The sequence below is a fragment of the Spiribacter sp. 2438 genome, assembly GCF_009676705.1.
In the GTDB taxonomy this organism is placed as follows: Bacteria; Pseudomonadota; Gammaproteobacteria; order Nitrococcales; family Nitrococcaceae; genus Spiribacter.
On the sequence record NZ_CP046046.1, the window covers coordinates 693,145 to 720,018 of the forward strand.

Consider the following 26,874-nt stretch of genomic DNA (forward strand, 5'->3'; position numbering starts at 1 on the left):
CAGCGGTCTAGATTCGTTGCGTCAACAGTTTATTGGCGCAATCAATGGTCATCGGTTGATCCCGGATCTCACCTTGTCGGCTAATCGGGGCGCCCGATGATTGGTGAGCGCTGTTTATGTCACCGCGGCGACTGATGCACCATCGGTGTGATTTCGCAGGCTGATGAGTAGAGCCTCACGCAGCAACACACCATGCGTTTCGCGGTATGGCACGAAGCAAAGGATATTCGCATCGAGCAGGTCGATGTGCCCACGATCGACGATCCGCACGAGGTCAAGGTGAAGGTCGCTGCCTGCGGGATCTGCGGTAGCGACTTGCATGAATATGCCGCCGGGCCGATTTTCGTGCCGGTTGAAGAGCTGCATCCGATTAGTGGTGTCAACGGCCATCAGTTTTGACCCCCCGTACGGACATTAACTTTGACCCGGGGGCCGGCGATCAGCCGGCGGTTTTCTCCTTTAGCCTGTAGCTCTCACCATCGAGCCTATCCTCTCGCCCAACCGGGATGGGGCCTATGTGATGGATCAGTACAACCTAACTCCGCTGCTGGGCTTCCACGGGCTCTCCGGTGGCGGAGGCGGGTTCTCGGAGTACACCGTGCTGGGCGAGCACATGGTTCATCCCATGCCGGAAGACCTCTCTTTTGAGCAAGGCGCCCTAGTTGAGCTGGCCGCCGTCGCTCTGCACGCGGTGCGGCAGTGCGGTCTGCAGGCCGGGGATACCGCGGTGGTTTTCGGAGCCGGTCCGATTGGCCTTATGGTCATCGAAGCACTGAAGGCCGCTGGGGCGGCCGCCATTTATGCTGCGGAGATTTCCCCAGCCCGCCGCGAAAAGGCGCAGGAGTTGGGTGCCGTGGTTTTCGACCCGGAAAGTGAGGACGTGGTGGCCAGCGTCACTGCAGCCTCAGTGGGGGGCGATTAAGTCATTGTTTTTAATGGCTCCCCGGGACGGATTCGAACCGCCGACCCAGTGATTAACAGTCTCTTCCTGCCATTTTCCTGAAAGCTAGTCACAGTGCCATTTCCGGCAATATAAACCATAAAAAACAGAGACTTGTGATCGCCTACGGGGTGACATCAAGTGACATTGACAGCCATTCCATACCCGTTTACGTTGTGACTATATTGTGACTAATCACAAAAGCGAGGGGCGGAATGACCGAGCTGACCAGCAAACTAATCAAGGAAATCGAACCCCCGACCAAAGGCCGGCGGCTGATCGCTGATCAGCATCGAGACGCGCCTCGAGGATTCACGCTCAAAGTCGCAAAGTCGGGCGCTAGGGTGTTCGTGCTCAGGTATCGAGCCGCTGGCCGTGACCGTGAGGTGACGATCGGCGAATGTGGCACATGGAGTCTCAAGGCAGCGCGTCTGCAAGCCCATGAGGTACGCCGTCAGGTTGATGCTGGCACGGACCCGCTGGCGGAGCGGGCACGAGCGGACGGTGAGCCGACTGTCGCCGATGCAGTAAGGGAGTACTGCCAGCGTCATGCCCACCGCCAAAAAAATGGGCACAAGGTTCAGCGGGCGCTGGAGATGTACCTGCTGCCCAAGTTCAAGCATTACAAATTGCACGAAGTCCGCCGGCGAGACGTGATCAAGATCGTGGAGGATCTGGCGGCAACCTACCCCCGGCAGGCAGCGATGTTGCTCGCGTATATCAAGCTGGTGTTTTCATGGGCTGAGGACAGGGAGCTCATTGAAGCGAACCCAGTGGCGACGTTGAAACCCCAAAAGATCGACCCGCGCATGAAATCAGCGCCGCGACGCCGAGTGCTCACGGATGTTGAGATTAAGGCGCTATGGAATGGCGTAGATGACAGCCCGTTGCAACGTCTAACGGCTATCGCGTTGAAGATGGTCCTACTGACCGGCCAGCGACCCGGCGAGGTTGCCGGCATGCGATGGGATGAAGTCGAGGGGAATGTTTGGATTATCCCGGCATCGCGTCGAGGAAAAACGGACACAAGTCACCTTGTACCCCTGACCAGCACGGCGATGGACCTACTCGCTGAGGCTCGTGAAGAGGGGCGCCGTCTGGACAAGCGCCGCCGGTCTGGTAGCAGCGGGTTCGTGTTTGAGACACGTCCGGGTGCGCCGATCACCGTTAATGCGATAGACCGCGCCGTAAAGCGCCATGTAGCCCGTCTCGGCAATGTTGAGGTTCAGGATGGCGGTCACTGGCGACCCCACGACCTGCGACGCACATGCCGCACGAGACTGAGTGCAGCGCACATTCCAGAGTCGGTGGCCGAGGCGGTAATCGGTCACACCCGCAAGGGCATCATCGCCGTCTACGATCAGCATGCATACGCCGAGGAAAAGCGAGCTGCCCTTGAGACATGGGAGCGGCACTTGCTCGCGATTGTGACCGGAGAAGATCACGAGAATGTCGTGCCGTTGATAGGGGCAGGGGCATGAACAAGCTAGAGGCGATACTAGCCGGCGATCATGTGCCGCGACGCCAAAGCCAGCGGGCACCCCGCAAGAGCCGAGCGGGCCGGAGGAAGTCCGCTAGTGTTCGCGGAGTCTCAAAGCTGGCATGGCTGGCGGTAGAGTTCGAGCGCTGGCGGCGCGGAGAGCGGGGGCGCCGCAAGGCTTGTGACCGCGTGGCACGCCGTTGGCAGGGCGATCTTATTGCGGACGGTGCGATGCAGTGGCCTTGGCAGGATCGGCGCGTGAGCAGCGACACAATCCGCACGATCTGGAACAAGGCACAGATACGGCGCAGGCGCGATGGCAGATTCCGCGCCGATTGCGATCTTGAGCTCGAGGCAATGTGCTATGCATGGAGTGAGTCGAAGCGGACCGGTGAGGATGGCGCGTCAATATATGCCGACTATCTGACCCGCAAACGATTCGCCCGCCGCTTCGGCTACGAATTGAGCGCCGAAGAAATTGAGGCGCGATCCGGCATCACGCTCGAAGAAGCCGAGGAACAGGCCCGCAGCTTTTCCCCCTAATTTTTACGCCACGAGTCTTGGCCCTGACATTCAAAGTCAGACGGGGCCAAGTAAATGCCAAACCGTACCAATCGGACGACTCACGAGCTCGCGGAATATCTCCGTAGATCCGAGCGGACGCTGATCCGCTGGCGCCATCAAGGCATCGGGCCGAGCTATTTCCGCCTGAATGGGCAGGTGCTTTATCCATCCGACCTGACCGAGCAGTGGCTAGAGTCGAATCGCCATAACCCAGTTCGCGAGAAAGGGGTGGCGTGATGGAAAGAAAAGGAAAAGCGCCAGCCGGAAACTGGCGCCTAAATGGTGACAATCTTAACTATAACCCATCCGAGACGCTCCTCAGCAAGTTGGAGGGAGTCCGGCCTCGTGGTGATGGCCGCTGGACCGCCTGCTGCCCGGCGCATGGCGATCGGTCGCCGAGTCTGTCGATCCGTGAGCAGGGCGATGGCACGCTGCTAGTGCATTGTTTCGCCGGTTGCTCGGCGACTGCGGTGCTGGAGTCTGTTGGGCTAAGTCTCAGCGATCTTTTCCCGGACAACATGCCGGAGCGGGCACCCACCCGCCCTGGTCAGTGCTGGGTGCCCCGCGATGTGCTCGCCGCCGTTGCCCGTGAGGCGCTGGTGGCGATGTTGGCCGCTGAGGCGGTCACGAGAGGCGAGACCCTCGACGAAACTGATCGCGACCGGTTGGCGCGAGCCGCCGCCACACTCCGGGATGCAGCGCGGGAGGTGGGCTATGACGTCTAACCTCGAGCGAAAAGTCGAGCATATAGCGAGCCGGTGGCCTGACATCGTGCCGCTGCATCATGCAGCGCCGCCGGAGTTGCCCGTCGATCAATGGCCGAGCGTGCTGTTCGATTACGTCGAGGGTGCATCGGCAGAAACCGAGACGCCACGGGCGCTGCCCGCCATGCTGGCCGTGGGTGCAATCTCAGCGGCGGTTCAGCGCGTGCTGTCGGTGCAGGTAAAACCGGGCTACGCCGAGCCCGCCAACCTGTTCATCGCCGTGGCGTTGCCGCCGGGCACCCGCAAAAGCCAAGAGTTCAAGCGAGCCAGCCGCCCGCTAGTGCGCTGGGAGGCGAAGCAAAGGGAATCGACTGACGAGCAAAGGGCCGAGGCTGAGTCCAAGCTCGCGACGCATAATCAGCGAGTCTCAGAGCTTCGCAAGAGAGCCGCCAAGGCCACCGACGATGATGAAGCCGAGGATCTAGCCCAGCAGGTTGCGGACCTCGAGGCGAAAGCGCCGACCATCCCAAAGCCGGCGCGGCTTTTCACTGGCGACGTCACCACCGAGCACCTCGGCACGATGATGGCGGAGCAGCGGGAGGCGGTGGCTGTCATGAACGCCGAGGGTGGGCTGTTTGAGACGATGGCCGGGCGCTACGGCAATCAGGTTCCCAATTTCGACCTGTATCTGTCTGGTCATGCCGGTGACTCCGTTCGCGTTGATCGCGGAAGTCGGCAGCCGGTGATGCTGGATGATCCGCGCCTGACGGTCTGCCTCGCGGTCCAGCCGGACGTGCTGAGCGCACTCTCCAGCAAGCCGGGGTTTCTTGGTCGCGGGCTGTTGGGGCGATTCCTTTATGCCGTGCCCGAGTCGAACCTCGGCGATCGTGATGGCGACGGGCCAGCGATGAACGCATGGGTTCTCGACCAGTATGTGGCCGCCGTTGGTGAGTTGATCGACTACGGGCAGACCGCCGATCCCGTGACGGTCCACCTGACCCCCGATGCGTTCCAGACGTGGCAGGCGCTATGGGCCGAGATTGAGGCCGATATGAAGGCCGGCGAGCGGTTCGAGCACATGCGCGACTGGGCAGGTAAGGCACCCGGCGCAGCGGCAAGGCTGGCAGCGCTGTTTCATGCGTTTCGTCATGGCCGCGAGTTGGCAATGCACGAGATCAGCGCCGATGACATGGACGCGGCAGCCGACACCATCCGCGCACTCGCGGATCATGCGGTTGCGGTCTATGACGCTATGCAAGCCGATCCGTTGATCGAGGGGGCTCGCGTGGTGCTGCGCTGGATACGCCGTCACGGGTTGACCACATTCACCGCCCGCCAGTGCTACCAAAACCACAAATCCCGGTATCCGGTTATGTCCGACCTTGAGCCGGTGCTCGCGATGCTGGTGGATCGCAGCTATATCCGCGAGGCCGATCAGGCGATCGGCAAGCCGGGCCGGCCATCGTTGGCGTATGACGTTAATCCGGGGTTCTGGGGTTAATGGGGGTTAAGGGGGCACATATGAAAAACCATCGTGAGGTTAATTCTCTCTCTCCTGATTCAAATGAATCTGTCCAGATAGCGACCCCCAAACCTCAAAACGGGTGGAGCGGATGTTACTGGCGGCGGCTTCTGAGGCGGACGTCGCCGAGCCGCTGGAGGTGCTGGCGGCTGAGTTCGCGGATGACCTCGCTGCTCTCAGGGCTGGTCGCGTTTCATTCTTGGCGCTGGTGGATGCCATGCACACGCTGGCACGGGTTCGCCAGTGGCGACGGGCATGGGGTTAAGGGGGGCACGACAGAGACCGGCCTCGCGGCACCCCGTACCCTTTTCGAGGCCAAGGTGATCGCAAATCACTTGGCAACGGGAATTTAACTAATTGTTACGCCAATAAAATCGGCCACATAAAGGCAGTTTAATCCGGTATTAGTCACGAGATAATCACACATGGGCAAGAAAAATGAGCTACCACCCCGCTATACCCACGACTGGATCGAGTCCCTCGACCAGCGCACGAGTCTGGCCCGCGCTGTTCGCGATCGCCTGCAACGTCTCGAGGCTGACATGGGCGGCGGGGATTCGCTGAGCTATCAGCGGCGCAGTCTCGCCAAGCGGGCCATTTTCATGGAGGCGCTAATTGAGCAGCGTGAGGCAGCCATTGCGCGTGGCGAGGACGTGGATCAGGGGCAGTTAACTCAAGCGACCAACACGCTGATCGGGCTGCTCAAAACCATCGGGCTCGATCGGCGGGCCCGAGATCTGACTCCGGCGGAATACCTGCGGAGTCGCGCCTCGTGAATCACCCCGCGCCTGCAATGTGCGACCCGATTACGGCACTCACGGACCCGAAGCTACTAGCTCCGATGCTACCGGGCGTCGATTCGGGATCGTGGGATGCGTGGCTGGATGTTGTACGCGGGCTGTATGGGATGCCCGTCGAAGATGCGGATCGCTGGCGGCAGCTAACGGGCAGAAAGCCGCCTGAGCAGACGCTCCGGCAGGCGTATGCGCTGGCGGGCAGACGTGGTGGGAAAACCGCGATCAGCGCCGCGCTGGCAATCTATGAGACGTGCCTGCGGGACTGGTCCGCACTCGCGGCACCGGGCGAGCGGATCGTGGGCGCGGTAGTCGCGGCAGACCGGCGGCAGGCTGGGCAGGCCATGCGGTACATGGTTGGCGGGCTCGAGGCCAGTCCGGTGCTCAGGGGCATGATCGAGCGCACCACCACCGAGTCCGTGGATCTGGCAGGTGGTGTCGAGCTGGCGGTGATGACGGCATCCCATCGGTCGATCCGGGGGCGATCATTCGCGGTGCTCATCGCCGATGAGCTGGCCCATTGGCAGGCGGATGGCATGAACCCGGACGTTGAGATCCTTCGCGCTGCGGAGCCCGCGCTGGCGCTGACGGATGGGCTGCTGCTGGGCATATCGACGCCGCACCGGCGGGACGGCGTGCTGTACTCCAGATACCAGCGAAACTGGGGCCGCGACGATGCGCCCGCGCTGGTGATTCAGGCACCGAGCACGACGATGAACCCGCGACTGCCGCAGTCACTGGTGGATGACGCGCTGGCGGAGGATGAGCCGGCGGCGCGGTTCGAATACCTTGCCGAGTTTCGAGATGACCTCGCCAGTTTCGTAGACCGCACACTCGTGGAGTCACTTGTGTCTGACGTGGCCGAGCGCCCGCCAGAGCGGGGGCATCGCTATCGGGCCTTTGTTGACGTGTCCGGTGGGCGAGGCGATTCGTTTACATGGGCCATAGCGCACAACAAAGGTCAGACCGCCATGCTCGATCTGGTGCGTGAGGTTCGACCGCCATTCAACCCCACCGAGGTGGTGGCCCGGTGCGCGGAGGACATTCAGCGCTACCGGCTGCGCGAAGTTACTGGCGACCGCTACGCGGGCGAGTGGGTGACGGAGGCATTCGGCACGGCTGGCGTGAAGTACCAGCCAAGCGAGAAGAATCGCTCGGAGTTGTATCTGGACCTGTTGCCCATGATGACGGCGGGGCAGGTGGAGTTGCTGGAGCATGACCGGCTGGTGAGTCAGTTGGCGTCGCTCGAGCGACGGACAAGAACCGGAGGCAGGGACAGCGTGGACCACCCCCGAAACGGGAGTGATGACGTTGCAAACGCCGCGGCAGGGGCGCTGGTGGCAGCGCCTCGAGTTAGCGGGATTCACAAACTCAATACATGGTGACCAGCAATGCGTGCATTCCGAACCGATGACTGAGCCAGCAATCCGGCCCTTCGTTATGACGGCCAGTTGCCACCGCGCCGAGGGCGCCGCCCTGCTGAGACAAGGCCGATCAATTATAGGATGGGCCAACCCGAAGGTTTCGGGCTGGCCCTCTAGCATGTACCTTAATGCCTAGCACAGCCCTGATGCTCAAACAAAGCCATGCCCTATTTTTAGAAATGATAAACGATACCGAGATCAACGGTCTGTTCAATCGGATCGAAATCTACGTCATCGACTGTCTCGTCGGAATAATCATAGCGCATGGCTTCTAGCCGAAGGCCGATATTCTGAGAGGCCATGTACTCAACTCCAAGCCCAATGCCGACTCCAGTGAAGTCTTCATCCCCGCTACCAACGTCGTCGAACGATAATTCGAATTCCCTCTCGCCATATGCAATTTTGCCGTATATCAGAAGCCCTGGATTTGGAACAAAGCCAATTCTCGCTGCTACTGCATAGCCGTCTCCAGTCTCTGCATCAACCCGGTCTCCGTCAATATTGGCCACTCGCCCGTCGAGATTGTTTGTAAGCGTATATTGACCTTCCGCTCCGAAATAAAACTGGCCTTGCTGCACACCGTAGCCCGCGATTACATCCAACTTGGTGAATATGCTATCTTCGATTCCGAGATTAAGAACATCGCCGTCGGCGTCTTCTTCAATGGTAGCAGATGTGAACAGACCAGTGGAGCCACCTATATAAGCACCGGTGAAATCTGCATTCGCGGACGAACCAAAACCCAGCAAAATAAGACCTGAAAAAGCAGTTGCCAATTTTTTCGCTCTATTCATTTCTACTATCCCCAATGGTTTTATGTCTTCCTTAAAAAAACGATGCTTACATGGATCTCTCCGTTTTTTAGAATATGTCGCATTCCTTTGGAGGCGTCAACTATTGTTTAAAGTCGAATCTTACCGATAAACATTAGGGATATTACAAAGCTTTTCGGTGTGGAGATATGCGAGAAACGGTGATCTTGCCCAGTAACAGTGGACACTCGATTAAGTCGCTATCCGGGCTTCGAACGCATCGGGGCTGATGTATCCGAGGGCAGAATGGCGACGGGTTCGGCTGTACTCCACTTCGATGTGCTCGAAAAGGGCTTGGCGCACGGCATCGGGGTGCATCAGCGACACATCGTGGATGCTTTCGACCTTCAGGCTGTGGAAGAAGCTTTCCACCACCGCATTATCGTAGCAATTGCCACGGCCGCTCATGCTGGCGATCAGCCCGTAGCGACGGATCAGGTTGCGATGGTCCCAGCCACAGTAAACGCTGCCACGCTCGGTGTGCATGATCACACCGCTCGGCTCGCCACGCCGGGCCAGCGCCGCTCGCAGCGCCGCGCAGGCAAGCTCAGCGTCGATGCGCGTGCTGGTCGCCCAGCCGATCACCTTGCGCGTGCACAGATCCAGAACCACTGCGAGGTAAAGCCAGCCCTGGGTAGTCCGCAGGCCGGTGATATCACTGGGCGTGCCGAGGCGCTCGATTACCGCATCGAGGCGTTGCTCGGCTGACGTGGCGCGCTGCTCTGCGGCGTCGGCGCGCCGGTCCCAATGAAAGCGGCACCCCCGTGGCTTATGGCTGCGGGGGTTTTTTAATGCCCTGACACCGCCACCCGATACTCACGAGCAAGCTGCTCACGAGTGCCATGCCCCTCGGACACGAGGTAGTCGATGTAAATCCTGAGCCCCTCTTCGGCATGCTCACGGGTGGGCAAGTCGCCTGAGAACCGCCCACCCTTTTTCTTGTGGGTGATGTAGTGCGGCATTCTAGGTTGTGACTAAGTTGTGACTAATGCGTTTCGGGTTGTCGGGCGGCGCTAGCTAAGTGGTTGTTTTTATTGGCTCCCCGGGACGGATTCGAACCGCCGACCCAGTGATTAACAGTCACTCGCTCTACCGCTGAGCTACCGGGGAATTGCTGATTGGCCGAAGCGCGTAGTGTAGCGATTCGGGCCGCGTCGTCAACCGGCGCGGCCCGGGGTCGCCGGGCCTCAGTCGCGGCCGAAAACGCCTTCCAGCCGGTCCATGGCCTTCTCGAGATTCTCCATGCTGGTGGCATAGGAGATCCGCGCATGGCCTGACAGGCCAAAAGCGGTCCCGGGCACCAGGGCCACGTTGGCCTCCCCGATCAGGTACTCAGCCAGTTCGGTGTCGGTGTCCACAGCGTCCAGCGCCTTCATGGCGCCACTGACGTCGGGGTAAGCATAAAAGGTGCCGTCCCCGGCGATGCAACTGACCCCTTGCATGGCGTTCAGTCGTTCCACCACATAGTCATGCCGCTCCCGAAAGGCCTTGAGCATCGGCTCGATGACCCCCTGATCGCCGTCCAGGGCGGCCACCGAGGCCGCCTGGGAAATGGAGCTGGGGTTGGAGGTGCTCTGGGACTGGATTTTTTTCATGGCGCCGATCAGGGGAGCCGGACCCGCGGCATAGCCGATGCGCCAGCCGGTCATGGCATAGGCCTTGGAGACGCCATTCACCAGCACCGTGCGGTCCGCCAGATCCGGGCAGGCCATGGCGATGTTGGAAAATCCTTCCTCCGTCCAGAGGATGTGCTCGTAGATATCGTCACTGACGATGACAATGTCGGGATGGCCCCGCAGCACCTCGCCCAGAGCCTGCAGTTCCGCCCGGGAGTAGGCGCTGCCCGTGGGGTTGGACGGGCTGTTGAGCACCACCGCGCGGGTGCGCTCGGTGATCGCGTTGGCGAGCTGCTCCGGCGTGATTTTGAATCGCTGGGTCTGGTCGGCCTCGACAATCCTGGGTACGCCGTCGGCCAACAGAACCATGTCGGGATAGGACACCCAGAATGGCGCCGGAATCACCACCTCGTCGCCTTCGTTCAGCAGGGCGGTGAACAGGTTATAGAGGCTCTGCTTGGCGCCGCTGGACACCAGAATCTGGTTGCCCTCGTAGTGCAGCCCGCTGTCCCGCTCGAATTTGGCCTGAATGGCCTGCTTCAGCGCCGGGGTGCCGTCCACCGGTGTATAGCGGGTCTGGCCCGAGCGGATCGCCTGGATGGCGGCTTCGCTGATATGCTGCGGTGTATCAAAGTCGGGCTCGCCCGCGCCCAGCCCGATGATGTCATGACCCGCGGCCCGCATCTCCGCCGCTCGGGCGGTCACGGCCATGGTCGGTGAGGGTTTGACGCGCTGAACCCGGCCGGCAAGTTGAATATCCAAGGATGGCCTCCATTAATGATTCCCTGGCGGGGAATGATACGCGAATCGGCAACAGGGCTGCATTGGCATGAGCAATGACCACCACTTCAATCTGAAAAGCGAATTCGAGCCGGCGGGGGATCAGCCCACGGCGATCACGACCCTCGCCGAGAGCCTCCGGGCCGGCCATGATCATCAAACACTGCTGGGTGTCACCGGGTCGGGCAAGACCTTCACCATGGCGAGCCTGATTGCCCGGGAGCAGCGCCCGGCGGTGATTCTGGCGCCCAACAAGACCCTCGCCGCCCAGCTCTATGGCGAGATGAAGGCGTTCTTCCCGGACAACGCGGTGGAGTATTTCGTCTCTTACTACGATTACTACCAGCCCGAGGCCTATGTGCCCGCCTCGGACACGTTTATCGAGAAAGACGCCTCGGTGAACGAGCACATTGAGCAGATGCGACTGTCCGCCACCAAGGCGATTATCGAGCGCCGGGATACCATCATCGTCGCCTCGGTGTCGTCAATTTACGGCCTGGGGGATCCCACTGCTTACCTCGAAATGGTATTGCACCTCGCCCGGGGCGAGCAGGTGGATCAGCGCCGTATCCTGCGCCGTCTCGCCCAGCTTCAGTACGCCCGCAACGACGTGGAATTCTCCCGCGGCACCTATCGAGCCCGGGGGGATGTCATCGATATCTTCCCGGCGGAGTCCGAGGATGAGGCGGTCCGGGTGGAGCTCTTTGATGACGAGATCGAAAGCCTGGCCTGGTTTGATCCGCTGACCGGCGAGATCCTCCGGCGCGTGCCGCGTCTGACCATCTATCCCAAGTCCCATTACGTCACGCCCCGGGAGACCGTGCTCGCCGCCATTGACCAGATCAAAGGCGAGCTTAAGGAACGCCTGGAGGAGTTGCGCCAGGCCGGGCGGCTGCTGGAGGCCCAGCGGCTGGAGCAGCGTACCCAGTTTGATCTGGAGATGATGCAGGAGCTGGGCTACTGCAATGGCATCGAGAACTACTCGCGCTATCTCTCCGGCCGCGGACCCGGCGAGCCGCCACCCTGCCTGTTCGACTACGTGCCGGAAGACGCCATTCTCTTCATCGACGAATCCCACGTCACCGTGAGTCAGGTGGGGGGCATGTTCCGCGGCGATCGGGCCCGCAAGGAGACCCTGGTGGAGTACGGGTTCCGGCTGCCCTCGGCGCTGGATAACCGGCCGCTCAAGTTCGAGGAATTTGACGTCATTGCGCCGCAGCGCATCTATGTTTCTGCCACCCCCGGACCCTATGAGCAGACCCACTCGGCGGTGGTGGCCGAGCAGGTGGTTCGGCCCACCGGCTTGGTGGATCCCGCGGTGGAAGTGCGACCCGCCGGCACCCAGGTGGACGATGTGCTCGGCGAGATCCGGGAGCGCAGCGACGCGGGCGAGCGGGTACTGGTGACCACCCTGACCAAGCGCATGTCCGAAGATCTGACCGAGTATCTGGCTGAAAACGGCGTCCGGGTCCGGTACCTGCACTCCGACATCGACACGGTAGAGCGCACCGAGATCATTCGGGACCTGCGCCTGGGCGAGTTTGATGTGCTGGTCGGCATCAACCTGCTGCGGGAGGGGCTGGATATCCCGGAAGTCTCCCTGGTGGCGATCCTGGATGCGGACAAGGAAGGCTTCCTGCGGGCCGAGCGCTCACTGATTCAGACCATCGGCCGAGCGGCGCGCAACGTGAATGGCCGTGCCATTCTCTACGCGGACGAAGTGACCAATTCCATGCGCCGGGCCATGGACGAAACGGAGCGGCGGCGTGAAAAGCAGCTGGCCCACAATGCCGAGCACGGCATCACGCCCCAGGGAATTCGCAAGGCGATTGCGGATGTCATGGAGCGCGGCGGCGCCAGTGCGCCGGATACCGCCGAGCATTATGCCGAGGTCGCCGAGGAGGCCCGTGCCTACGCCGACCTCAGCACCGCCCAGGCGGTGAAGCGCATTCGCGAGCTGGAGCAGCAGATGCATCAGCACGCCCGCAATCTGGAATTCGAGGAAGCGGGGCGGTTGCGTGACGAAATCAAGCGCTTGCAGCGCCATGCCCTGGGCGAGCCGGACCGGGATACCGGCTAGACCCGCCCCAGGCGGTTATTGCCCGTCCTCCTGGAGTTTTCGGTACAGGGTCCGTCGGCCGATCCCGAGAATTTCCGCGGCGCGGCGGCGATTGCCGCCTACTGCCTGGAGAACCCGACGAATGTGGGCGGCTTCTACGTCTGCCAGTGGCCCCAGGGTGCGCTCGCCTGCCGGGTCCTGGGGCTCGGCGCCGAGGCGGGTTTCGCCAACTCGGCCCGGCAGATCGCGCTGCCGGATGGCGGTTCCATCGCAGAAGGCCAGGGCCCGCTCCATGGCATTGGCGAGCTCGCGCACATTGCCTGGCCAGTCATGCAACTGCAGCGCTTCCATCGCGTCCGTCGCGATGTCCGGGGGCTCCTGCCCCTGGCGTTTCGCGCCCGCCGCCAGAAACCCTGCCGCCAGCGTGCCGATGTCTTCGGCCCGGTCCCGCAGCGGCGGCACCGGGATTGTGAAAGTGTCGAGCCGGTAATAGAGATCTTCACGAAAGTCGCCATCCGTTACCGCCCGCTCCAGGTCACGGTGGGTCGCGGCGACGATGCGCACATCCACCCGGGTCTCTTCATCGGCGCCCACGGGCCGGAGCGACCCATCCTCGAGCACTCGGAGGAGTTTGGCCTGGAGGGCCATGGGCATTTCGCCGATTTCATCCAGAAACAGCGTGCCGCCATCGGCGGCAGCCACCAGACCCACCCGATCATGAGCCGCGCCGGTAAAAGCGCCGCGCCGATGGCCAAAGAATTCGGTTTCCAGGAGGTCGGCCGGCACGCTGGCGCAGTTCACCGCGATGAATGGCCCCCGGTGCCGACCACTCTCTTCATGAATGGCCCGCGCCACCAGCTCCTTGCCGGTGCCGCTTTCACCGCGAATCAGCACCGGCGCCTCGGTCACGGCGACGCGCTCGATGGCTTCGTAGAGCCGCTGCATGGGCGGGCTGTTGCCGACCATGCCCCGAAAACCTTCGCGTCCATGCAGGGCCTCGTAGCCATGAAGTTCGCGCCGCAGTCGGATGTTCTCGAGCACTCGGCCGACGCTGAGGCGCAGGTGATCAAAGTCCAGCGGCTTGGTCAGAAAGTCATCGGCGTCCTTTTTGAGCGCGCTCACCGCCTGTTCGATGGTGCCGAAGCCGGTGATGAGCACGAATCCGAGGGTGCGTCCGGCGGGTTGACGCCGGACATGTTCGAGCAGATCGATGCCGCTGCCGTCGGGCAGGCGCAGGTCACTCACCACCAGGTCCGGCGTGGACTCCATCAGTCGGTCGCGGGCGTCACTCACGGAGGCCGCGGTCATCACCTGATAGCCGGCTTCCTGGAGCTCCTCGGCCACCAGATTGCGCATGCTGGCGTCGTCCTCCACCACCAGGATTCGGGGGCTGGGGGTCTGGCTCATGCGCCGGTCTCCGTCTCGGTGCGTGGCAGCCGGAGGCAGAACCGGGCGCCGCCCAGCTCACCGGGCTTCTCAAGCTGCAATGACCCGCCGTGGCTGCGGGCGATGCCATGGGCCACGGCCAGCCCCAGGCCGGTGCCACTGCCCACGGGTTTGGTGGTGTGAAACGGCTCGAACAGACGAGCCTGCTCCGCCTGGGGAATGCCTGGGCCATCGTCCTCGACCATGATGTGGTACTCGTCACCGTCGCGCCGGGCAGTCACCTGAACCCGGCCCGACGGTGCCGCCTGAACGGCATTACGCAACAGGTTGGAAAGGGCTTCTTCAATGCGCGGGGGATCCACCAGCAGTTGGTCACCCTGGAGGGCGTTGTCCAGGTCGATTTGTGCGTGGCCCGATGCGACGTCATCCCGGGCGCGATGAACGGCGCTGTCGACGATCTCGCCAAGATCGCTGGGGCGTCGCTGCAGCGGCCGGGTGCGGGCAAAGTCCATCAGCTGCCGCACGGTGTGGCTGATGCGGGTGACCTCATCGCGCATGCCTTCCAGGGCGTCACGCACCGCCGGTGACAGTTCCTGCTGGCGGAGCAGCTTCTGGGCACGGCCATCCAGAACCCCCAGCGGCGTGCCCAGCTGGTGGGCAACGCCGGCGGAGAGTTCGCCAATGGCCGCCAGTTTTCGTGAGGCCTGCAGGTCCGCCTGCAGCTCACTCTCCCGGGTGCGGCGCTGGGCGATTTCCTCGGTGGCCGTGTCGATGCGCTCCAGCATGGTGTTGAACCCCTCGCTCAATTGACGGATTTCCCGGGGGCCGCTGGGGTTGACCCGATGGTCCAGGCGGCCCTCGGCGGCTTCCTTCATCCCCGAGGACAGGGCGGCTAACGGCTTGCCAATGGCCCGCCGATGCCCGACCACCACAATGAGGGACAGCAGCAGGGCCACTCCACCCAATCCGGCGCCGCCTGCGGTGCGGATGAGTGCCAGCGTGTCCCGCAGCTCATCGGGGTGTCGGGTCAACTGCAGGATGGCGGCAATGCGGCCACCGGACGTGGTCAGGGGCATGAAATAGACATGGGTGGGCTCATCGCCCAACGCGGCATAGCCCTCGCTTTGCGGGTCCAGCACGGAAAAGGCTTCGGCCCGTTCATCAGCGAAGCGACGCACACCGACGCCCGCGCCAGCAAGCAGTTCGCCGTCCCGTCCGTAGATGTGAGCGCCATAGATTCGACCGAAGGAAAAGGCCGATCGCAACGATCGTTGAAGCAGCACCGGCTCGCCGGTGCGAATGGCCTGGTTGAGTGGCTGTTGCAATGACCGGGCGATGAGCTCGATGTCTTCGCGCATCCGCGCTTCGGCTTCCCTTTCCAGCCACGACACCGACAGGTACCCGATGACCCCGACGGCCAGCGTAATGGGGAGAACGACACCAAGCAGCAGGGCCGGGAGCAGCGGCAGCGAAGTGGGTCGAATTGGCAGTGTCATCCGGGCAGTTCCTGTGTCATTTCGGCTCAGTTTGACGGGGTGATGGTGGCGGGGATGGCTCCGGGCCGCCGCATCACCACTTGGCATCGTCCTTGCACCCTCACAGGTGCTTCCATGATGGAAGGTAACATTTGTTCAAACAGGAGAAATTGATGCGACTTCGAACACTGCTTGCCCCGCTTGGTTTGGCTGCCCTGCTGACCCTCTCCCTGGGAGCGGTTGCCCAGGAGACGGATTTCTCGGACCAGCAGCTGGATCAGTTCGTGTCGGCACAGGATGACGTCATGGATATCCGTGACGAGTATGTGCAGCGGATTGAAGCCACTGATGACCGCGACGAGGCCATGGCACTGGAGCAGGAGGCCAACCAGATGATGGTGGAGGCCGTGGAGGACACCGGGCTCACCGTCGAGACCTACAGCGAGATTGCCCAGGCTGCCTCGCAGGACATGGAGCTCGCCGAGCGGATTCAGGCGAAGATGAACTGATCCTGGCGCCATGAAGTCACGCTGGGGGCACCGCCCCCAGCATTCATAATGTTTTACACACGGAAAAATGCAATGAACCTTGATCGGAACAGAAGCCGCAGCCCGTGGGGTATCTTCCTGGCGTCGCTGATTGTCATGACGCTGGCGCTCGGTGCCATCCCTGCCGCCGCCCAGGAGGGCATGGTAGAGGACTGCGAAATCGACGAGTTCGACTTTACTGAGCGGGACGGCCGGCTGCTCATCGAAGGGACGGCCACCTGTTCCCAGGCACGCATGGAGTTTGTGCTATTCGATGATGACACCGGACGGCAGATCGCCGAGGATTTCGTCTATATCATGGATGGCGAGTTTTCCGCCCAGCTGAACGCGCCGGTTCCGGACGCGATCCTGATTGAATACACCATCGAGTAGTTCGCGTCAGAAACGCTCGGCACGGAGCACTTCACAATCCACCACGCTGACGACGCCAATGTGTCGGTGGAGGATTTCGAAAATGCCCTCGAGGAGCGGATCTACCCGTTCCGGGCGGACGATGCACGAGAAGTTGACCATGCCGCTGGCCCGGCCCACTTCCCCTTCGCCACTCCAGTGGCCGGAGCGGCCGGATCCGCTCAAAACGGGCAGCACCGTAAAGCCGGTGACATCGGCTTCAATCAGCGCCTTGGCCAGACGCTTTTCCATTACCGCCTCAATGACGATATCGACGCGTTTTGCCGCATAGGTCTGCATGGGGTCAGCCTCCACTCAGCCACTGAGCGATGATCAAGTATAGCGGTATGCCCAGGGTCAGATTGAACGGAAAGGTGACCGCCAGGGACATGGTCAGATAAACCGCCGGGTTGGCCTCGGGCAGCGCCACCCGCATGGCCGCCGGCACCGCGATGTAGGACGCCGATGCCGCCAGTGCCATGAATGTCATGACGCCGCCCGGGCTCAATCCCAGCAGCGTGCCGGTCAGCGCGCCGATTGAAGCGCCCACCAGTGGCATCAATACGCCAAAGCCGAATAACCCGGGTGTCAGTACCCCACGGGATTTGCGGATGCCGCGACCGGCCAGCAGGCCCATGTCCAGCAGAAAGAGGCACAGGACCCCCTGAAACGGCGCATCGATGAACGGGGCGACCATGGCCATGCCCTCGTCACCGGTGATCCAGCCAATGATGAAAGCGCCCACCAGCAGGACGATGGAACCGTTAAGGAGAATTTCGCGCAGGACATCCTCCTCCATCTCGGCGGATTGGCGACCGAATCGGGTCACGATCCACAGCGCCGAAAGAATGGCCGGTGCCTCCATCACCGCGGCCACGGCCACCATATAGCCCTCTGGCTGGAATCCGGCGGATGTGGCCACGGAAGTCGCTGCCACAAAGGTCACGATGGAAATGGATCCGTAGTGACCGGCCAGGGCCGCCGCATCGGTCACCGACAATCGAGTCATGCCCTTGAGCAGACCGAAGGCGATGAAGGGCAGGGCCAGAGAAAGCACCAGCCCCGCCAGCAGCGACAGCACCAGGGTCAGATCCACGCCATGATCGGCGACGCTGACCCCGCCCTTGAAGCCGATGGCAAACAGCAGGTAGATCGACAGGCCCTTGGCAATAGCCTCGGGAATGGACAGGTCCGATCGCGCCAGTGCAGCGGCCATGCCCAGCACGAAGAAAAGAATGATCGGAGAGGTCAGGTTGTTGACGGCGATGGCCAGCGTGCCTTCCATGAATGCTCCCGTTATGGCGGTTGACGGACGATCCGGTCAGGCCAACCCGAACTAACGGGCGAAGAGTTTAACCCATCGCCTTAATCCCGGCAGAACCCGCCGGGTTTAAACCCCCGGTCAGCCCTGCCGGGTTAGAATGGCCGGCCGTTCGTTGATCCGGCCCCGGAGGCGTAATGACCCCTGAAACCCATGAGTGGGCCCAGTCCCTGGACACATTGCATGATCAGGCCTGGAAACGTCTGGCACGGGGCGTGGCCGATCGCCGCGCGCCCTGTCGGCACCCGACACTGGCTACCGTAGATGCCGAAGGGACACCGCAGGCGCGGACGGTGGTGCTGCGCGCCGCCGATCCAAAGGCCGCACGGCTTCGTGTCTACACCGACCGGCATGCCGACAAGGTGGACGAGGTGCAGCTCACGCCCAAAGCGACGGTTCACGTCTGGGACAACGTCGCCCATCTCCAGCTTCGGTTGATCGCGTCAGTGGAGGTACTGATCGGGCCGGCGGTCGAGCCGGTCTGGGCACAGCTCTCGGATCATGCCCGGCAGTGCTATGGGTTTTCGCCGGCGTCGGGATCAGCCATTGACGACGGCCTGGCCTATGACAAGCAGCCCTCCGCCGACAGCCTGGCGGTGCTGGAACTGACCCTCCAGCACATGGAGGTGCTCCACCTCGGCCACCGGCACCGGCGGGCCCGGTTCAGTCGGTCGGACGGCTGGTCGGGGCAGTGGGTGACGCCGTAGAAAACGCGTTCAGCATGCCCTCGATGCTCTCCCTGGCGATGCCACGGGTGATGAAGACAATACGGGTTCGATGGTCCTCGTCCGGCCACTGGTCGAGGACATCCACGGGGTGGAGAACATGCTGGACGCCGTGAATGATCACCGGACGGGAATAGCCATCCACGTTGAGGATGCCTTTAACCCGTAGCAGCTGTTCCCCGAGGGTGGAGCGGAGAATATCCAGCCAGTTCTCCAGCATCATGAGCGACAGGGGCTCATCGCGTACCACCGAAAACGCCCGAATGTCCGGCCCGTGACGATTGACGTCGTGGTGGTGGTGATCGTGGTCGTGGTCATGGTCATGGTCGTGGGCATCGTGATGCCCATGCCCATGCCCATGCCCATGCCCATGCCCATGCTCCTGGGGCACCTCCTGCTGGAGCCAGCGGCGGACATCCGGTGTCTTGGTCTCCGGGTCATACAACCCGATGCGGGACAGCCATTGGGCATCCACCCGACCCTTTGATGCGACCACCGGCGGCGCGCCGGGGTTGAGTCGGGCCAGCGTCTGGCCCAGCGCCTCGGGAATGGTGCCTTCGGTGAGATCGGTTTTTGTCACCAGCAGGGCATCGGCGACCGCGACCTGCTTGACCGACTCGGGCTGGGTTTCCAGTGTCGACAAACCATTGAGCGCATCCACCACCGTAACCACGCCGGCGAGTTCGTAGCGGCGGGTGATGGCGGGTTCCGCCATCAGGGTATGGAGGATCGGCGCCGGGTCGGCAAGGCCGGTGGTCTCAATCAGCACCTGATCAAACCAGCACACGCCGTCCCGGGCAAAGCGCGCCGGCGCCTCCCGCAGGGTCCGCACCAGATCACCGCGGATGGAGCAGCACAGGCAACCACTGCTCATCTCCACAAAGGTGGCGTCCTCGCTGCCCCGGGTGACCAGGTCGTGGTCAAGACCCACCTCACCGAACTCGTTGATCAGCACCAGCGTGCGGGACAGGGCCGGATCGTTCACCAGATGGTTCAGGATGGTGGTTTTGCCGCTACCCAGAAAGCCGGTCAGCACGGTCACCGGCAGGGTCGGTAAGGCCTCACGCACTGAATTGACCTGCATTTACAAAATGAGCGTGCCAGCATACCCAACAGTTGGCAGTACTCACACAGTCGGGGTGGATTCCCGGCGATACTGACAGGACGTGGAGGCAGTCCATGTGTGGCCGATTCGCGTTAAATGCCTCGGGTGAGAAGATCGCCCGGGCCCTGGAGGCGGACGACATCCCGGAGTCGACCGCCTCTTTCAATATTCCGCCGGGTACCCATCAGCTGGTGGCCTGCCTCGACGATGATCTCAAGGTTCGATTTGAGGCGCTCTGGTGGGGATTTCGGCCCCCGTGGGCGGGCGAGGACGCACCGCGGCCCATCAATGCCCGTGCCGAAAAGGTCGCTCGATCACCGTTCTTTCGGGATGCCTTTGCCCGGCGCCGCTGCCTGATCCCCGCCACCGGGTGGTACGAATGGCAGAATCGTGACGGGGACAAGCAACCCCACTATGTCACCAATGACTCGGATCTCATGTGGTTCGCGGGCATCTACGACCCGCCCCGGACGGACAGCGAGGGGTGTTTTGCGATTATCACCCAGCCAGCGGCCCGGCCCATCGCCCATCTCCACCCCCGCATGCCGCTGGTGCTGGATCCGGGCTGTCTGCGGGACTGGCTGGATCCCTCCCGGCAGGAGAGGGAAGCGGTCAAGGCCGTGACGCGTCCACTGCCGCCGGCCCGCCTCCGGGCCTGGCCCGTGGACCCGCGGGTTAATCGGCCGGCCAATGACGATGCCGGGCTGATTGAGCCGCTGGGGTAATGCCGCCGCCTAGGCGGTTTCGGCGTAGGCGGCACCCCGGGGCAGCTTGCCGATGCCCGGGTTAAAGGTGTTGGTGGGGTCCAGTTGGCGATAGAACGCGGCCAGCGGCGGCTTGGCCGGATAGAGATGTCCGACATTATGCTCCGCGGGATATTCGGCGCCGCGACGATCGAGAATCTCCAGCATCTCCGCTTTGTGGGCTTCGACGTCGGCACCACGGCGAAAGACGTAATCCTGGTGGAAGACATTGCAGAAGAAATGACCGTAATAGAGCCGGTGAACCAGGTCGCGGTTGATATGCTCAGGCAACTCCTCGAACCAGTCCCGGTCGTTGCGGGCCAGGGCGATGTCCAGCGCCAGAATGTCCTCCACCTCCCGATGATGGATGGTCTGGTAGCGCACGCCGGCGCCAGCGGCGGCAAACCGGTGCAGCATGGCGCGCTCGGCCTCGTCCGGCGTACACCGGAACCAGGCGTCCGGAAAGCAGGCCTCGAGGAACCCTTCGGTTTCTTCGGCCATGTCACCGTTGACCCGCAGGATCAGGTGGTGCTCATAGCGCTCCCGCCATTCCAGGACCCGGGTCGGCAGCGGATTGGGGGCCAGGTAGGACAGGCGCTGCAGCACCTGATCGGTGATCTGGGCGGGCAGCATGGGCAGTCGCCGAAATGCGCCATCAATTCGGTTCTTGAGGGCGAAGGCGCGGGGCAGTCTTGCGGTACCCAGCCACTTGATCAGCAGGAAGCTGTCCTTGCCGTAACGCCGGGCGACGTCAAAGAGCTCCCGGTGCAGATACTCCGCGGTAATGGGCAGTTTGGAGGCCTCCCGCAGGAAGCGGGCCCGAAATTCCGCCATCTGTGCCGTGTCATTGCTGCCGATGTAATAGGTTCGAACGTCGGATTCCTGCTCAAAGGTGTCCATGCGCACGGCAAACACCATCACCTTGCCGGCGCTGCCCGAGACCCCGTGGAGCAGCCGCGGGTCGTTGTTGAAACGGGCGGCACCGGGCTCGTCAGCGCCGCGGATGATTTCCGGGTAACCGTCGTCGGAGGCTTTGCCGGCGTTCCAGTCAATGTCTTCGGGTTGGTATTCACCGCGCTCCAGGCGGCCCAGGATTTCCTCCGGGGTCTCGCCGAGGTCAATGCCCAGATCATTGACCAGCTCGAGCTGGCCGGACTCATTCACCCAGGCGTACAAAGCTAGTTCGGTGTAGGCCGGCCCGCGGCGGCACAGTGCGCCGCCGGAGTTGTTGCAGACACCACCCACCACCGTGGCGCCCAGGGACGTCGAGCCGATCACCGAGTGGGGTTCACGACCGTGGGGCGCCAGTGTCTGAGTCAGCTCGAAGAGCGTCGCCCCCGGCAGGGCAATCGCCTGTCGTGCCCCACCCAGCAGCTGCAGGCCCTTGATGCGCATGGCATTGATGGCCACCGCGGGTCGCTGATACTCGCCTTTCGGCGTCGATCCTTCGGTGAGCCCGGTATTGGCCGCCTGAGGAATCACCACGGCGCCGGCCTCCACCGCCGCCTGGGTGGCCTGCCAGAGCTCCACGAGAGTGCCCGGGTGCACCACCGCGACCACCTCGCCGGAGCCAGATCGATAGCCGGTTCGGTAGGGACGGGTGGCCTCCTGGTCGGTGAGCACGTGGTCACTGCCAGCAATGGACTCGAGGCGCTGGACCAGATGGGTTGCGTCGGTCATCTCTCTCTCCTCAGCGATCGATGATCACAATAGCTTTGACCTACCGACCGTAACTGACAATGTCAGTTGCATCCAGCAGGCCCAGCTCAAGGCCCACGCGATAAAAACTGGTCACCGAAAACTCGCTGATGTCACTGGCGGTGTGGGCCACGGTGATGCCCCCGCACAGCCGCCGGGACGCCGCTTTGGTTACCTCCTGGAGAAGGGCAAAATCCCGGAACCAGTCCTTCAGTGGGGGTTTGCCCAGGGCATGGCGGCGGCGATTGCGCTCATGGATGGCCTGATCCACCGCTGCTTCGAGCCGCGGGATGACCCCCTGGTCATGGGATCGAAGCACTTCCTCCAGCTGGGAATAGCGGTACTCAAGAATGACGTTATGTCGGTCTGCGTCGCGGGCATGATAGGCGGCGATGGACTCGTCCAGACAGACCAGAGCGCGGCCCAGACCAAACCGGGCGGCGACCCGGGGAGTGATGGCGGCAATGCCACGGGCCTCCAGTGGATCACCCTGGATGATCAATAACCGTGGTTTGGAAGACGGGCTTTGCTGCCAGTGGGCCTGCAGGCGAGTTGCCACCTGCGCTGCGACTTCAGCAGGCTCCCTGGGGTCATAACCCCCCATGCCTTCAATCACCACGGGGTGATAGTCCGCCAGACGGTTCAGGAGATCGGCTTTCACAGCGTGTATTGTGTCGTGATCGCGACCCTTAGATCCACCGGCGGGTGCGCCGGCAATAAGCCCGGTATGGTTCGCCAAAACGACTGGCCAGCGCCTGTTCTTCGGGACGGATCTGGTAGTGGGTTAGATAGAGAACGAAGGCCGGCAGCATGATGATGCCCGCCGGGTTGCCGACCCAGACCATCCAGGCCACCAGTAAAAGCGCGTCGGCGAGGTAAATGGGATTGCGGCTGAGCGCAAACGGCCCGCGGGTGATGAGTCGACTGGCCCGCTCCGGCGATAGCGGGTTGACGGTGGTTTGATATCGAAAGAACCAGACCGCTGCCGCCAGCATGATCCCAACGGCGATGAGGGCCACCACCACCGCCATGGCGGCCTGGCCCTCCCGGTCAATGCGAAGGGCCGGAAAAATCCGGTCGATGATCCAGACGCCGGCGCCGGCGATCAGCAGTACAACAGGCGGGGGCAGTCGGGTTTTCATGACCTGATGATCGGCGAATGAGGGAGCGGCGGCAATGGCCTAGGCAGCGCGCGGTCGCCATGTCGGTTCTGAATTGTTAGCGTTTTCGAAGAAAAGACAAGGAACTTCGCGATGCCGTCACTCCAGGTGGTCTTTCACGCGCCGACAGCCCAGGCGCTGGACCGCGCCCGACGGAACCTGGTGAATTTTCAGGCTATTGAGCCCGAGGCGGAACTGCGCCTGGTGGTCAACGGCGGGGCGGTGCAAGCGGCCCTGGACAATCCGGATCCGGCCACCGACGGGTTCGTGTTCCTGTGCCGGAACACCCTGCAGCGGCAGGGGTTGCGGAATGATCGTCAGCTGGCGGAGGTGGGCGCCGCGGTGGTCGAGCTGGCGCGGCTGCAGGCGCAGGGCTGGCAGTACATCCGAGCGTGAGACGGCTAGCGCCGCGGCCAGTCGCGGATCAGGCGCTGCGGTTCGCCGAGGCCGGCAACTGCCAATGAGCCCGGAATTCATCCACCGGGATTTTCAGGTAACGCAGGCCGTTGTCCTCCGGGGCTGGGAAGTGCCCGGCGCGGATATTCACCTGCACCGCGGGCAGGATCAGCACGGGCATGGGCAGTGTGGCATCCCGGGCCTCGCGCTTTGCTACGAAATCGTCCTCCGAGGCGCCCTGGCCAACATGGATGTTGTCGCGGATTTGCTCGCCCACGGTGGTTTCCCAGGCCAAGCCCCGGTTCTCGGTCCCATAGTCGTGGAGCACAAACACGCGATAGTCAGCCGGCAGTTCGTTGAGCAGGTGCTGGATGGAGCGATAAAGCTGGCGGGCATCGCCAGCGGGGAAATCGCAACGGGCGGTGCCGGCATCCGGCATAAAAAGGGTATCGCCGACGAATACGGCATCGCCGATGACGTATGTAATGTGATCACTGGTGTGGCCCGGTGTGTAAATGACCCGTGCGGGCAGCTCACCCACCGAAAAGGTGTCCCCATCGGCGAACAGTCGATCGAACTGGCGGCCGTCAGCGGGAAAATCCGCGCCCAGATTGAATAGCCAGACCAGGCGCTCCTGCACCCCGGTGATGTGTTCGCCGATGGCGGTTGGTGCGTCGAAATGCGAGCGAAGGAAAGGAATGGCCATCATGTGATCGGCATGGGCGTGGGTTTCCAGGATCCACTCGACTTCAAGCCCCTCCGCCTCGATGATGTCGACCAGCTTTTGGGCCGTGTCGGTGCCGCTCCGCCCGGAATGCGGGTCGTAGTCGAGGGCGGCGTCGATGATCGCCGCTCGGCGGCTCACCGGATCCCAGACAACATAGGAGAAGGTATTGCTGGGCTCATGCAATACGCAGCGGACTTCGGGCTTCATGGCAAAACTCCACGCTCCGGCAATGACCAGTACACCTCCAGCTTAGGGAGTTATTTTATTTTAGACAACCCTAATTTAGAATAGTCTAAACAAACAGATGACTCTCGTTACCAGACCGCGGAGAAATTGCCCATGGCCACACCGGCAGACAATCCCATGGGGGCGCTGACCGACCGCGAGCGGGCGCATGAGACGGCGCGCTTCCTGAAGGTGCTCGCCAATGAAAATCGGCTGATGGTTCTGTGCTCTTTGAACGATGGGGAGTTAACGGTGGGGGCGCTGCATCAGCGGGTACCGCTGTCCCAGTCGGCGCTGTCTCAGCACCTGGCTGTTCTGCGTCGCGAGGGCTTTGTCATCACCCGCCGGGAAGCGCAGACCATCTACTATCGTATTGCAGAGCCACGCGTTCACCAGCTCATGCCAGTGGTGTGTGATCTGTTTAGCGATCCGACGTGATCACGACCCTCGTTGGTGCCGCCGTCATCGGCATTGCCCTGGGTATCCTCGGCTCCGGGGGATCCATACTGACCATTCCGGTGCTGGTGTTCGGGCTTGGCATTCCGGAGAAAACCGCCATTGCCAGTTCACTGATTATCGTCGGCGCCATCGCCGGCTTCGGTGCGATGATGGCGGCCCGGCGGGGGCTTGTGGAGCGTCGCTGTCTGGTTCTCTTCGGCATCCCGGGTGTGGTCGGCGCCGCGGCGGGTGGCGCCTTCGCACCGCTGGCGCCGGACTGGCTGCAAATGAGCGTGTTCGCTGTGCTGGTGGTCGCGGCAGCCTGGACCACCGCGAGAGCCTCATTGACACTGGCCGCCTACCCCGGCTGTGGCCCCTGGCCGCGGGCCATGGTCGCCGGTGCCGGCATTGGTGCATTGACCGGATTTGTGGGTGTCGGCGGCGGGTTTCTGCTGGTTCCGGCTCTGCTTCGGTTCGGCGGGCTTGGCCTGGACCGGGCCGTGGGCACGAGCCTTGCGCTGATTGCCATCAATTGCTTGATAGGCCTGGGCGGGCAGCTGGTCGGGCCAGCGCCGGATCTGATGGCCCCCGGCCTTCTGGCGACTTTTGTCGTCGCGGGAACCCTCGGCCTCGTGGGTGGGCGATATTACGCACGGCATGTGCCGGCAAAAGCCGCGCGTATCGCTTTCATCGCCTTGCTGGCGATTATCGCTGTCTACACCGGTTGGCACACCCTGTTGTTGGCCGGGGCCGAAACCCTTGGCTAGGGTGGGTAAAAGCCCGGTGATATGCTTTCGGCAGCGGAAGCGGGGGTGATTTCCGCCTGTGAGAGATCATGCAGCCCTGGCTTTCGCCCTACAGGGCGGCGGGTCATACGGAGCCTTTAGCTGGGGCGTGCTGGACCGCTTTCTGGAAGCCGGCATACGGCCGGGCGGGTTGAGCGGGACCAGTGCTGGCGCATTGAACGCGGCCGCCCTTGCGGCCGGGTGGACTGCTGACGGGCCGGAGGGCGCGCGCGCTGCTCGCGTCTACCGGTATCCCGACACTTTTTCAGGCCGTTGAGATCGATGGTCGGTTTTACTGGGACGGCGGCTATGTGGCCAACCCGGCGTTGTTGCCCCTGGTCAGGGCGGGTCACTCCAGCGATCTGATGTTGATCCAGCTTCTGCCGGAAAACTCCCCCGAGGTGCCACCCCGCGGTGTTGACGGCATCATGCAGCGTGCCCGGGAAATGGGGTTCAGCACCCACCTGCTGAGCGATTTCGCAGCGGGGCCGAGCTAGTCGACTCGCCATACGCCCCATATCGGGTCCCCCTGGACTTCCAGACCCAACTCACGCAGCCAGTCCGCCACCACATGGTTGGAGTTGTAAAAGAGGGTGTAGTCCCTTGGGTCGTGGACAAATTCCAGGTCATAAACCGGGTTGTAATGTCGGGTCTCAATGGCGTCGTCGAACCGGGCCTCAAGTCGGCGGTCCAGCGCATCGATCTGTTCGGCTTCCACCGGGAGTTCGTGGATGGTCTGGATGACTACCGGAATCTGTTGCCGGATGCGTTGAGGGGCCGGCGGCCCGGTCAACTCCCGGCGTCCCAGCGCGCCCTGAGTTGGCCATAGCAATGTCGACCAGCCCCGGATGAACCCGGTCTCCTCCAGGGCATACCAACGCCACTCGCCATAGAGATAGCGGACGAGGGAGTCGTCTTCCCGGGTAAGGACCAGGGTAGTGTGGCGCCCGTGGTCCACCAGGAAGGCCGGGCGGGGGTCGTCAAGTGCGGTTTCATCCAGCGGGGTGACGTTCCCGGCGCAGCCCGTCAAAAGCAGGCCTGCCATGATAAGTAGCAG

33 protein-coding genes, 1 tRNA gene and 1 pseudogene are annotated in these 26,874 nt (G+C 62.6%); 20 read left to right on the plus strand and 15 right to left on the minus strand.

What is annotated here, in order from left to right:
* The first annotated feature begins 192 nt into the window (after positions 1 to 192).
* The 10 genes from GJ672_RS09565 to GJ672_RS03540 all read left to right on the plus strand — a co-directional run bounded on the left by GJ672_RS09565 (position 193) and on the right by GJ672_RS03540 (position 7,389).
* Positions 193 to 399, plus strand: a complete 207-nt coding sequence (locus tag GJ672_RS09565) for an alcohol dehydrogenase catalytic domain-containing protein (RefSeq protein ID WP_154295894.1) — start codon at positions 193 to 195, stop codon at positions 397 to 399.
* Between the two features lie 121 nt (positions 400 to 520).
* On the plus strand, positions 521 to 922 hold the full coding sequence (locus GJ672_RS09570) for a zinc-binding dehydrogenase (protein WP_154295895.1): 402 nt from the start codon (positions 521 to 523) through the stop codon (positions 920 to 922).
* Between the two features lie 233 nt (positions 923 to 1,155).
* The gene (locus GJ672_RS03505; protein ID WP_154295896.1) at positions 1,156 to 2,421 is read left to right on the plus strand and encodes a site-specific integrase; all 1,266 of its coding nucleotides are present in this window, start codon (positions 1,156 to 1,158) and stop codon (positions 2,419 to 2,421) included.
* Positions 2,418 to 2,963 carry a hypothetical protein gene (locus GJ672_RS03510; protein ID WP_154295897.1) on the plus strand — a complete coding sequence of 182 codons (546 nt, stop codon included), beginning with the start codon at positions 2,418 to 2,420 and terminating at the stop codon, positions 2,961 to 2,963. Before GJ672_RS03505 ends, GJ672_RS03510 begins: the two co-directional genes overlap by 4 nt.
* Before the next feature lie 54 nt (positions 2,964 to 3,017).
* Positions 3,018 to 3,221 (plus strand): helix-turn-helix domain-containing protein, encoded by a 204-nt coding sequence (locus GJ672_RS09655; RefSeq protein ID WP_154295898.1) that lies wholly within the window; start codon positions 3,018 to 3,020, stop codon positions 3,219 to 3,221.
* Between the two features lie 233 nt (positions 3,222 to 3,454).
* Entirely contained in the window at positions 3,455 to 3,709 is a 255-nt protein-coding gene (locus tag GJ672_RS09575; protein ID WP_229381944.1) for a hypothetical protein, read from the plus strand.
* Positions 3,699 to 5,189: a YfjI family protein gene (locus tag GJ672_RS03525; protein ID WP_195759543.1), complete on the plus strand. Its 1,491-nt coding sequence runs from the start codon at positions 3,699 to 3,701 to the stop codon at positions 5,187 to 5,189. The genes GJ672_RS09575 and GJ672_RS03525 overlap by 11 nt, the downstream gene beginning before the upstream one ends.
* Positions 5,190 to 5,301: 112 nt before the next feature.
* Positions 5,302 to 5,475, plus strand: a complete 174-nt coding sequence (locus tag GJ672_RS03530) for a hypothetical protein (protein WP_154295901.1) — start codon at positions 5,302 to 5,304, stop codon at positions 5,473 to 5,475.
* Between the two features lie 160 nt (positions 5,476 to 5,635).
* On the plus strand, positions 5,636 to 5,986 hold the full coding sequence (locus tag GJ672_RS03535) for a hypothetical protein (protein ID WP_154295902.1): 351 nt from the start codon (positions 5,636 to 5,638) through the stop codon (positions 5,984 to 5,986).
* 131 nt (positions 5,987 to 6,117) lie between these two features.
* Positions 6,118 to 7,389 (plus strand): hypothetical protein, encoded by a 1,272-nt coding sequence (locus GJ672_RS03540; RefSeq protein ID WP_154295903.1) that lies wholly within the window; start codon positions 6,118 to 6,120, stop codon positions 7,387 to 7,389.
* Between the two features lie 212 nt (positions 7,390 to 7,601).
* Here GJ672_RS03540 and GJ672_RS03545 read toward each other — a convergent pair whose 3' ends face one another.
* The 5 genes and pseudogenes from GJ672_RS03545 to GJ672_RS03565 all read right to left on the minus strand — a co-directional run bounded on the left by GJ672_RS03545 (position 7,602) and on the right by GJ672_RS03565 (position 10,618).
* A complete protein-coding gene (locus tag GJ672_RS03545; RefSeq protein WP_154295904.1) occupies positions 7,602 to 8,222 on the minus strand; it encodes an outer membrane protein in 621 nt (206 codons plus the stop codon).
* A 210-nt stretch (positions 8,223 to 8,432) separates the two neighbouring features.
* Positions 8,433 to 8,897: pseudogene (locus GJ672_RS03550) on the minus strand (IS3 family transposase); the annotation flags it as partial.
* Between the two features lie 131 nt (positions 8,898 to 9,028).
* Positions 9,029 to 9,202 (minus strand): hypothetical protein, encoded by a 174-nt coding sequence (locus tag GJ672_RS03555; RefSeq protein WP_154295906.1) that lies wholly within the window; start codon positions 9,200 to 9,202, stop codon positions 9,029 to 9,031.
* A 73-nt stretch (positions 9,203 to 9,275) separates the two neighbouring features.
* Positions 9,276 to 9,350 (minus strand) — tRNA-Asn (locus GJ672_RS03560).
* A 77-nt stretch (positions 9,351 to 9,427) separates the two neighbouring features.
* Positions 9,428 to 10,618, minus strand: coding sequence for a pyridoxal phosphate-dependent aminotransferase (locus GJ672_RS03565; RefSeq protein WP_154295907.1), 1,191 nt, complete (start codon positions 10,616 to 10,618; stop codon positions 9,428 to 9,430).
* Between the two features lie 67 nt (positions 10,619 to 10,685).
* Here GJ672_RS03565 and uvrB point away from each other — a divergent pair, with 67 nt between their 5' ends.
* A complete protein-coding gene (uvrB, locus tag GJ672_RS03570; protein ID WP_154295908.1) occupies positions 10,686 to 12,716 on the plus strand; it encodes an excinuclease ABC subunit UvrB in 2,031 nt (676 codons plus the stop codon).
* Positions 12,717 to 12,731: 15 nt separating this feature from the next.
* Here uvrB and GJ672_RS03575 read toward each other — a convergent pair whose 3' ends face one another.
* Both GJ672_RS03575 and GJ672_RS03580 read right to left on the minus strand, forming a co-directional pair.
* Positions 12,732 to 14,102, minus strand: a complete 1,371-nt coding sequence (locus tag GJ672_RS03575) for a sigma-54 dependent transcriptional regulator (protein ID WP_154295909.1) — start codon at positions 14,100 to 14,102, stop codon at positions 12,732 to 12,734.
* Complete coding sequence (locus GJ672_RS03580; protein WP_195759544.1) at positions 14,099 to 15,577, minus strand: sensor histidine kinase; 1,479 nt, start codon at positions 15,575 to 15,577, stop codon at positions 14,099 to 14,101. Before GJ672_RS03580 ends, GJ672_RS03575 begins: the two co-directional genes overlap by 4 nt.
* Before the next feature lie 152 nt (positions 15,578 to 15,729).
* On the opposite strand from GJ672_RS03580, the gene GJ672_RS03585 reads away from it, so the two are divergent.
* The gene (locus GJ672_RS03585) at positions 15,730 to 16,065 is read left to right on the plus strand and encodes a DUF4168 domain-containing protein (protein WP_154295911.1); all 336 of its coding nucleotides are present in this window, start codon (positions 15,730 to 15,732) and stop codon (positions 16,063 to 16,065) included.
* 72 nt (positions 16,066 to 16,137) lie between these two features.
* Positions 16,138 to 16,476: a hypothetical protein gene (locus GJ672_RS03590; RefSeq protein WP_154295912.1), complete on the plus strand. Its 339-nt coding sequence runs from the start codon at positions 16,138 to 16,140 to the stop codon at positions 16,474 to 16,476.
* A 6-nt stretch (positions 16,477 to 16,482) separates the two neighbouring features.
* Here GJ672_RS03590 and GJ672_RS03595 read toward each other — a convergent pair whose 3' ends face one another.
* Both GJ672_RS03595 and GJ672_RS03600 read right to left on the minus strand, forming a co-directional pair.
* A complete protein-coding gene (locus GJ672_RS03595; protein WP_154295913.1) occupies positions 16,483 to 16,794 on the minus strand; it encodes a transcriptional regulator in 312 nt (103 codons plus the stop codon).
* A gap of 4 nt (positions 16,795 to 16,798) precedes the next feature.
* Positions 16,799 to 17,779: a sodium-dependent bicarbonate transport family permease gene (locus GJ672_RS03600; protein ID WP_154295914.1), complete on the minus strand. Its 981-nt coding sequence runs from the start codon at positions 17,777 to 17,779 to the stop codon at positions 16,799 to 16,801.
* 173 nt (positions 17,780 to 17,952) lie between these two features.
* On the opposite strand from GJ672_RS03600, the gene GJ672_RS03605 reads away from it, so the two are divergent.
* The gene (locus tag GJ672_RS03605) at positions 17,953 to 18,522 is read left to right on the plus strand and encodes a pyridoxamine 5'-phosphate oxidase family protein (RefSeq protein WP_154295915.1); all 570 of its coding nucleotides are present in this window, start codon (positions 17,953 to 17,955) and stop codon (positions 18,520 to 18,522) included.
* On the opposite strand, the gene GJ672_RS03610 is transcribed toward GJ672_RS03605, so the two are convergent.
* A complete protein-coding gene (locus tag GJ672_RS03610) occupies positions 18,479 to 19,624 on the minus strand; it encodes a GTP-binding protein (protein WP_154295916.1) in 1,146 nt (381 codons plus the stop codon). The two genes, GJ672_RS03605 and GJ672_RS03610, sit on opposite strands and share 44 nt — an antisense overlap.
* A gap of 95 nt (positions 19,625 to 19,719) precedes the next feature.
* Here GJ672_RS03610 and GJ672_RS03615 point away from each other — a divergent pair, with 95 nt between their 5' ends.
* Positions 19,720 to 20,370, plus strand: coding sequence for an SOS response-associated peptidase (locus GJ672_RS03615; RefSeq protein ID WP_154295917.1), 651 nt, complete (start codon positions 19,720 to 19,722; stop codon positions 20,368 to 20,370).
* 9 nt (positions 20,371 to 20,379) lie between these two features.
* On the opposite strand, the gene dld is transcribed toward GJ672_RS03615, so the two are convergent.
* Genes dld through GJ672_RS03630 form a run of 3 tightly spaced genes read right to left on the minus strand, consistent with a single transcriptional unit; the run spans position 20,380 to position 23,228 of the window.
* Positions 20,380 to 22,068, minus strand: a complete 1,689-nt coding sequence (gene dld / locus GJ672_RS03620) for a D-lactate dehydrogenase (RefSeq protein WP_154295918.1) — start codon at positions 22,066 to 22,068, stop codon at positions 20,380 to 20,382.
* A gap of 40 nt (positions 22,069 to 22,108) precedes the next feature.
* Positions 22,109 to 22,747 carry a shikimate kinase gene (locus GJ672_RS03625; protein ID WP_154295919.1) on the minus strand — a complete coding sequence of 213 codons (639 nt, stop codon included), beginning with the start codon at positions 22,745 to 22,747 and terminating at the stop codon, positions 22,109 to 22,111.
* A 28-nt stretch (positions 22,748 to 22,775) separates the two neighbouring features.
* Positions 22,776 to 23,228, minus strand: a complete 453-nt coding sequence (locus GJ672_RS03630; protein ID WP_154295920.1) for an isoprenylcysteine carboxylmethyltransferase family protein — start codon at positions 23,226 to 23,228, stop codon at positions 22,776 to 22,778.
* 111 nt (positions 23,229 to 23,339) lie between these two features.
* On the opposite strand from GJ672_RS03630, the gene GJ672_RS03635 reads away from it, so the two are divergent.
* Complete coding sequence (locus GJ672_RS03635; RefSeq protein ID WP_154295921.1) at positions 23,340 to 23,642, plus strand: hypothetical protein; 303 nt, start codon at positions 23,340 to 23,342, stop codon at positions 23,640 to 23,642.
* 28 nt (positions 23,643 to 23,670) lie between these two features.
* Here the strand turns inward: GJ672_RS03635 and GJ672_RS03640 are convergent, their stop codons facing one another.
* Complete coding sequence (locus tag GJ672_RS03640; RefSeq protein WP_154295922.1) at positions 23,671 to 24,576, minus strand: MBL fold metallo-hydrolase; 906 nt, start codon at positions 24,574 to 24,576, stop codon at positions 23,671 to 23,673.
* 132 nt (positions 24,577 to 24,708) lie between these two features.
* Here GJ672_RS03640 and GJ672_RS03645 point away from each other — a divergent pair, with 132 nt between their 5' ends.
* From GJ672_RS03645 to GJ672_RS03655, 4 genes are read left to right on the plus strand one after another with little or no spacing between them, the layout of a single operon-like run.
* On the plus strand, positions 24,709 to 25,032 hold the full coding sequence (locus GJ672_RS03645) for a helix-turn-helix transcriptional regulator (protein ID WP_229381945.1): 324 nt from the start codon (positions 24,709 to 24,711) through the stop codon (positions 25,030 to 25,032).
* A complete protein-coding gene (locus tag GJ672_RS03650) occupies positions 25,029 to 25,799 on the plus strand; it encodes a sulfite exporter TauE/SafE family protein (protein WP_154295923.1) in 771 nt (256 codons plus the stop codon). Before GJ672_RS03645 ends, GJ672_RS03650 begins: the two co-directional genes overlap by 4 nt.
* 58 nt (positions 25,800 to 25,857) lie before the next feature.
* Positions 25,858 to 26,094 carry a patatin-like phospholipase family protein gene (locus GJ672_RS09660; RefSeq protein ID WP_370517599.1) on the plus strand — a complete coding sequence of 79 codons (237 nt, stop codon included), beginning with the start codon at positions 25,858 to 25,860 and terminating at the stop codon, positions 26,092 to 26,094.
* Positions 26,009 to 26,314 carry a patatin-like phospholipase family protein gene (locus tag GJ672_RS03655; RefSeq protein WP_229381986.1) on the plus strand — a complete coding sequence of 102 codons (306 nt, stop codon included), beginning with the start codon at positions 26,009 to 26,011 and terminating at the stop codon, positions 26,312 to 26,314. Before GJ672_RS09660 ends, GJ672_RS03655 begins: the two co-directional genes overlap by 86 nt.
* Here the strand turns inward: GJ672_RS03655 and GJ672_RS03660 are convergent.
* Positions 26,311 to 26,862: a hypothetical protein gene (locus tag GJ672_RS03660; RefSeq protein ID WP_154295924.1), complete on the minus strand. Its 552-nt coding sequence runs from the start codon at positions 26,860 to 26,862 to the stop codon at positions 26,311 to 26,313. The genes GJ672_RS03655 and GJ672_RS03660 overlap by 4 nt on opposite strands.
* Positions 26,863 to 26,874: the final 12 nt, after the last annotated feature.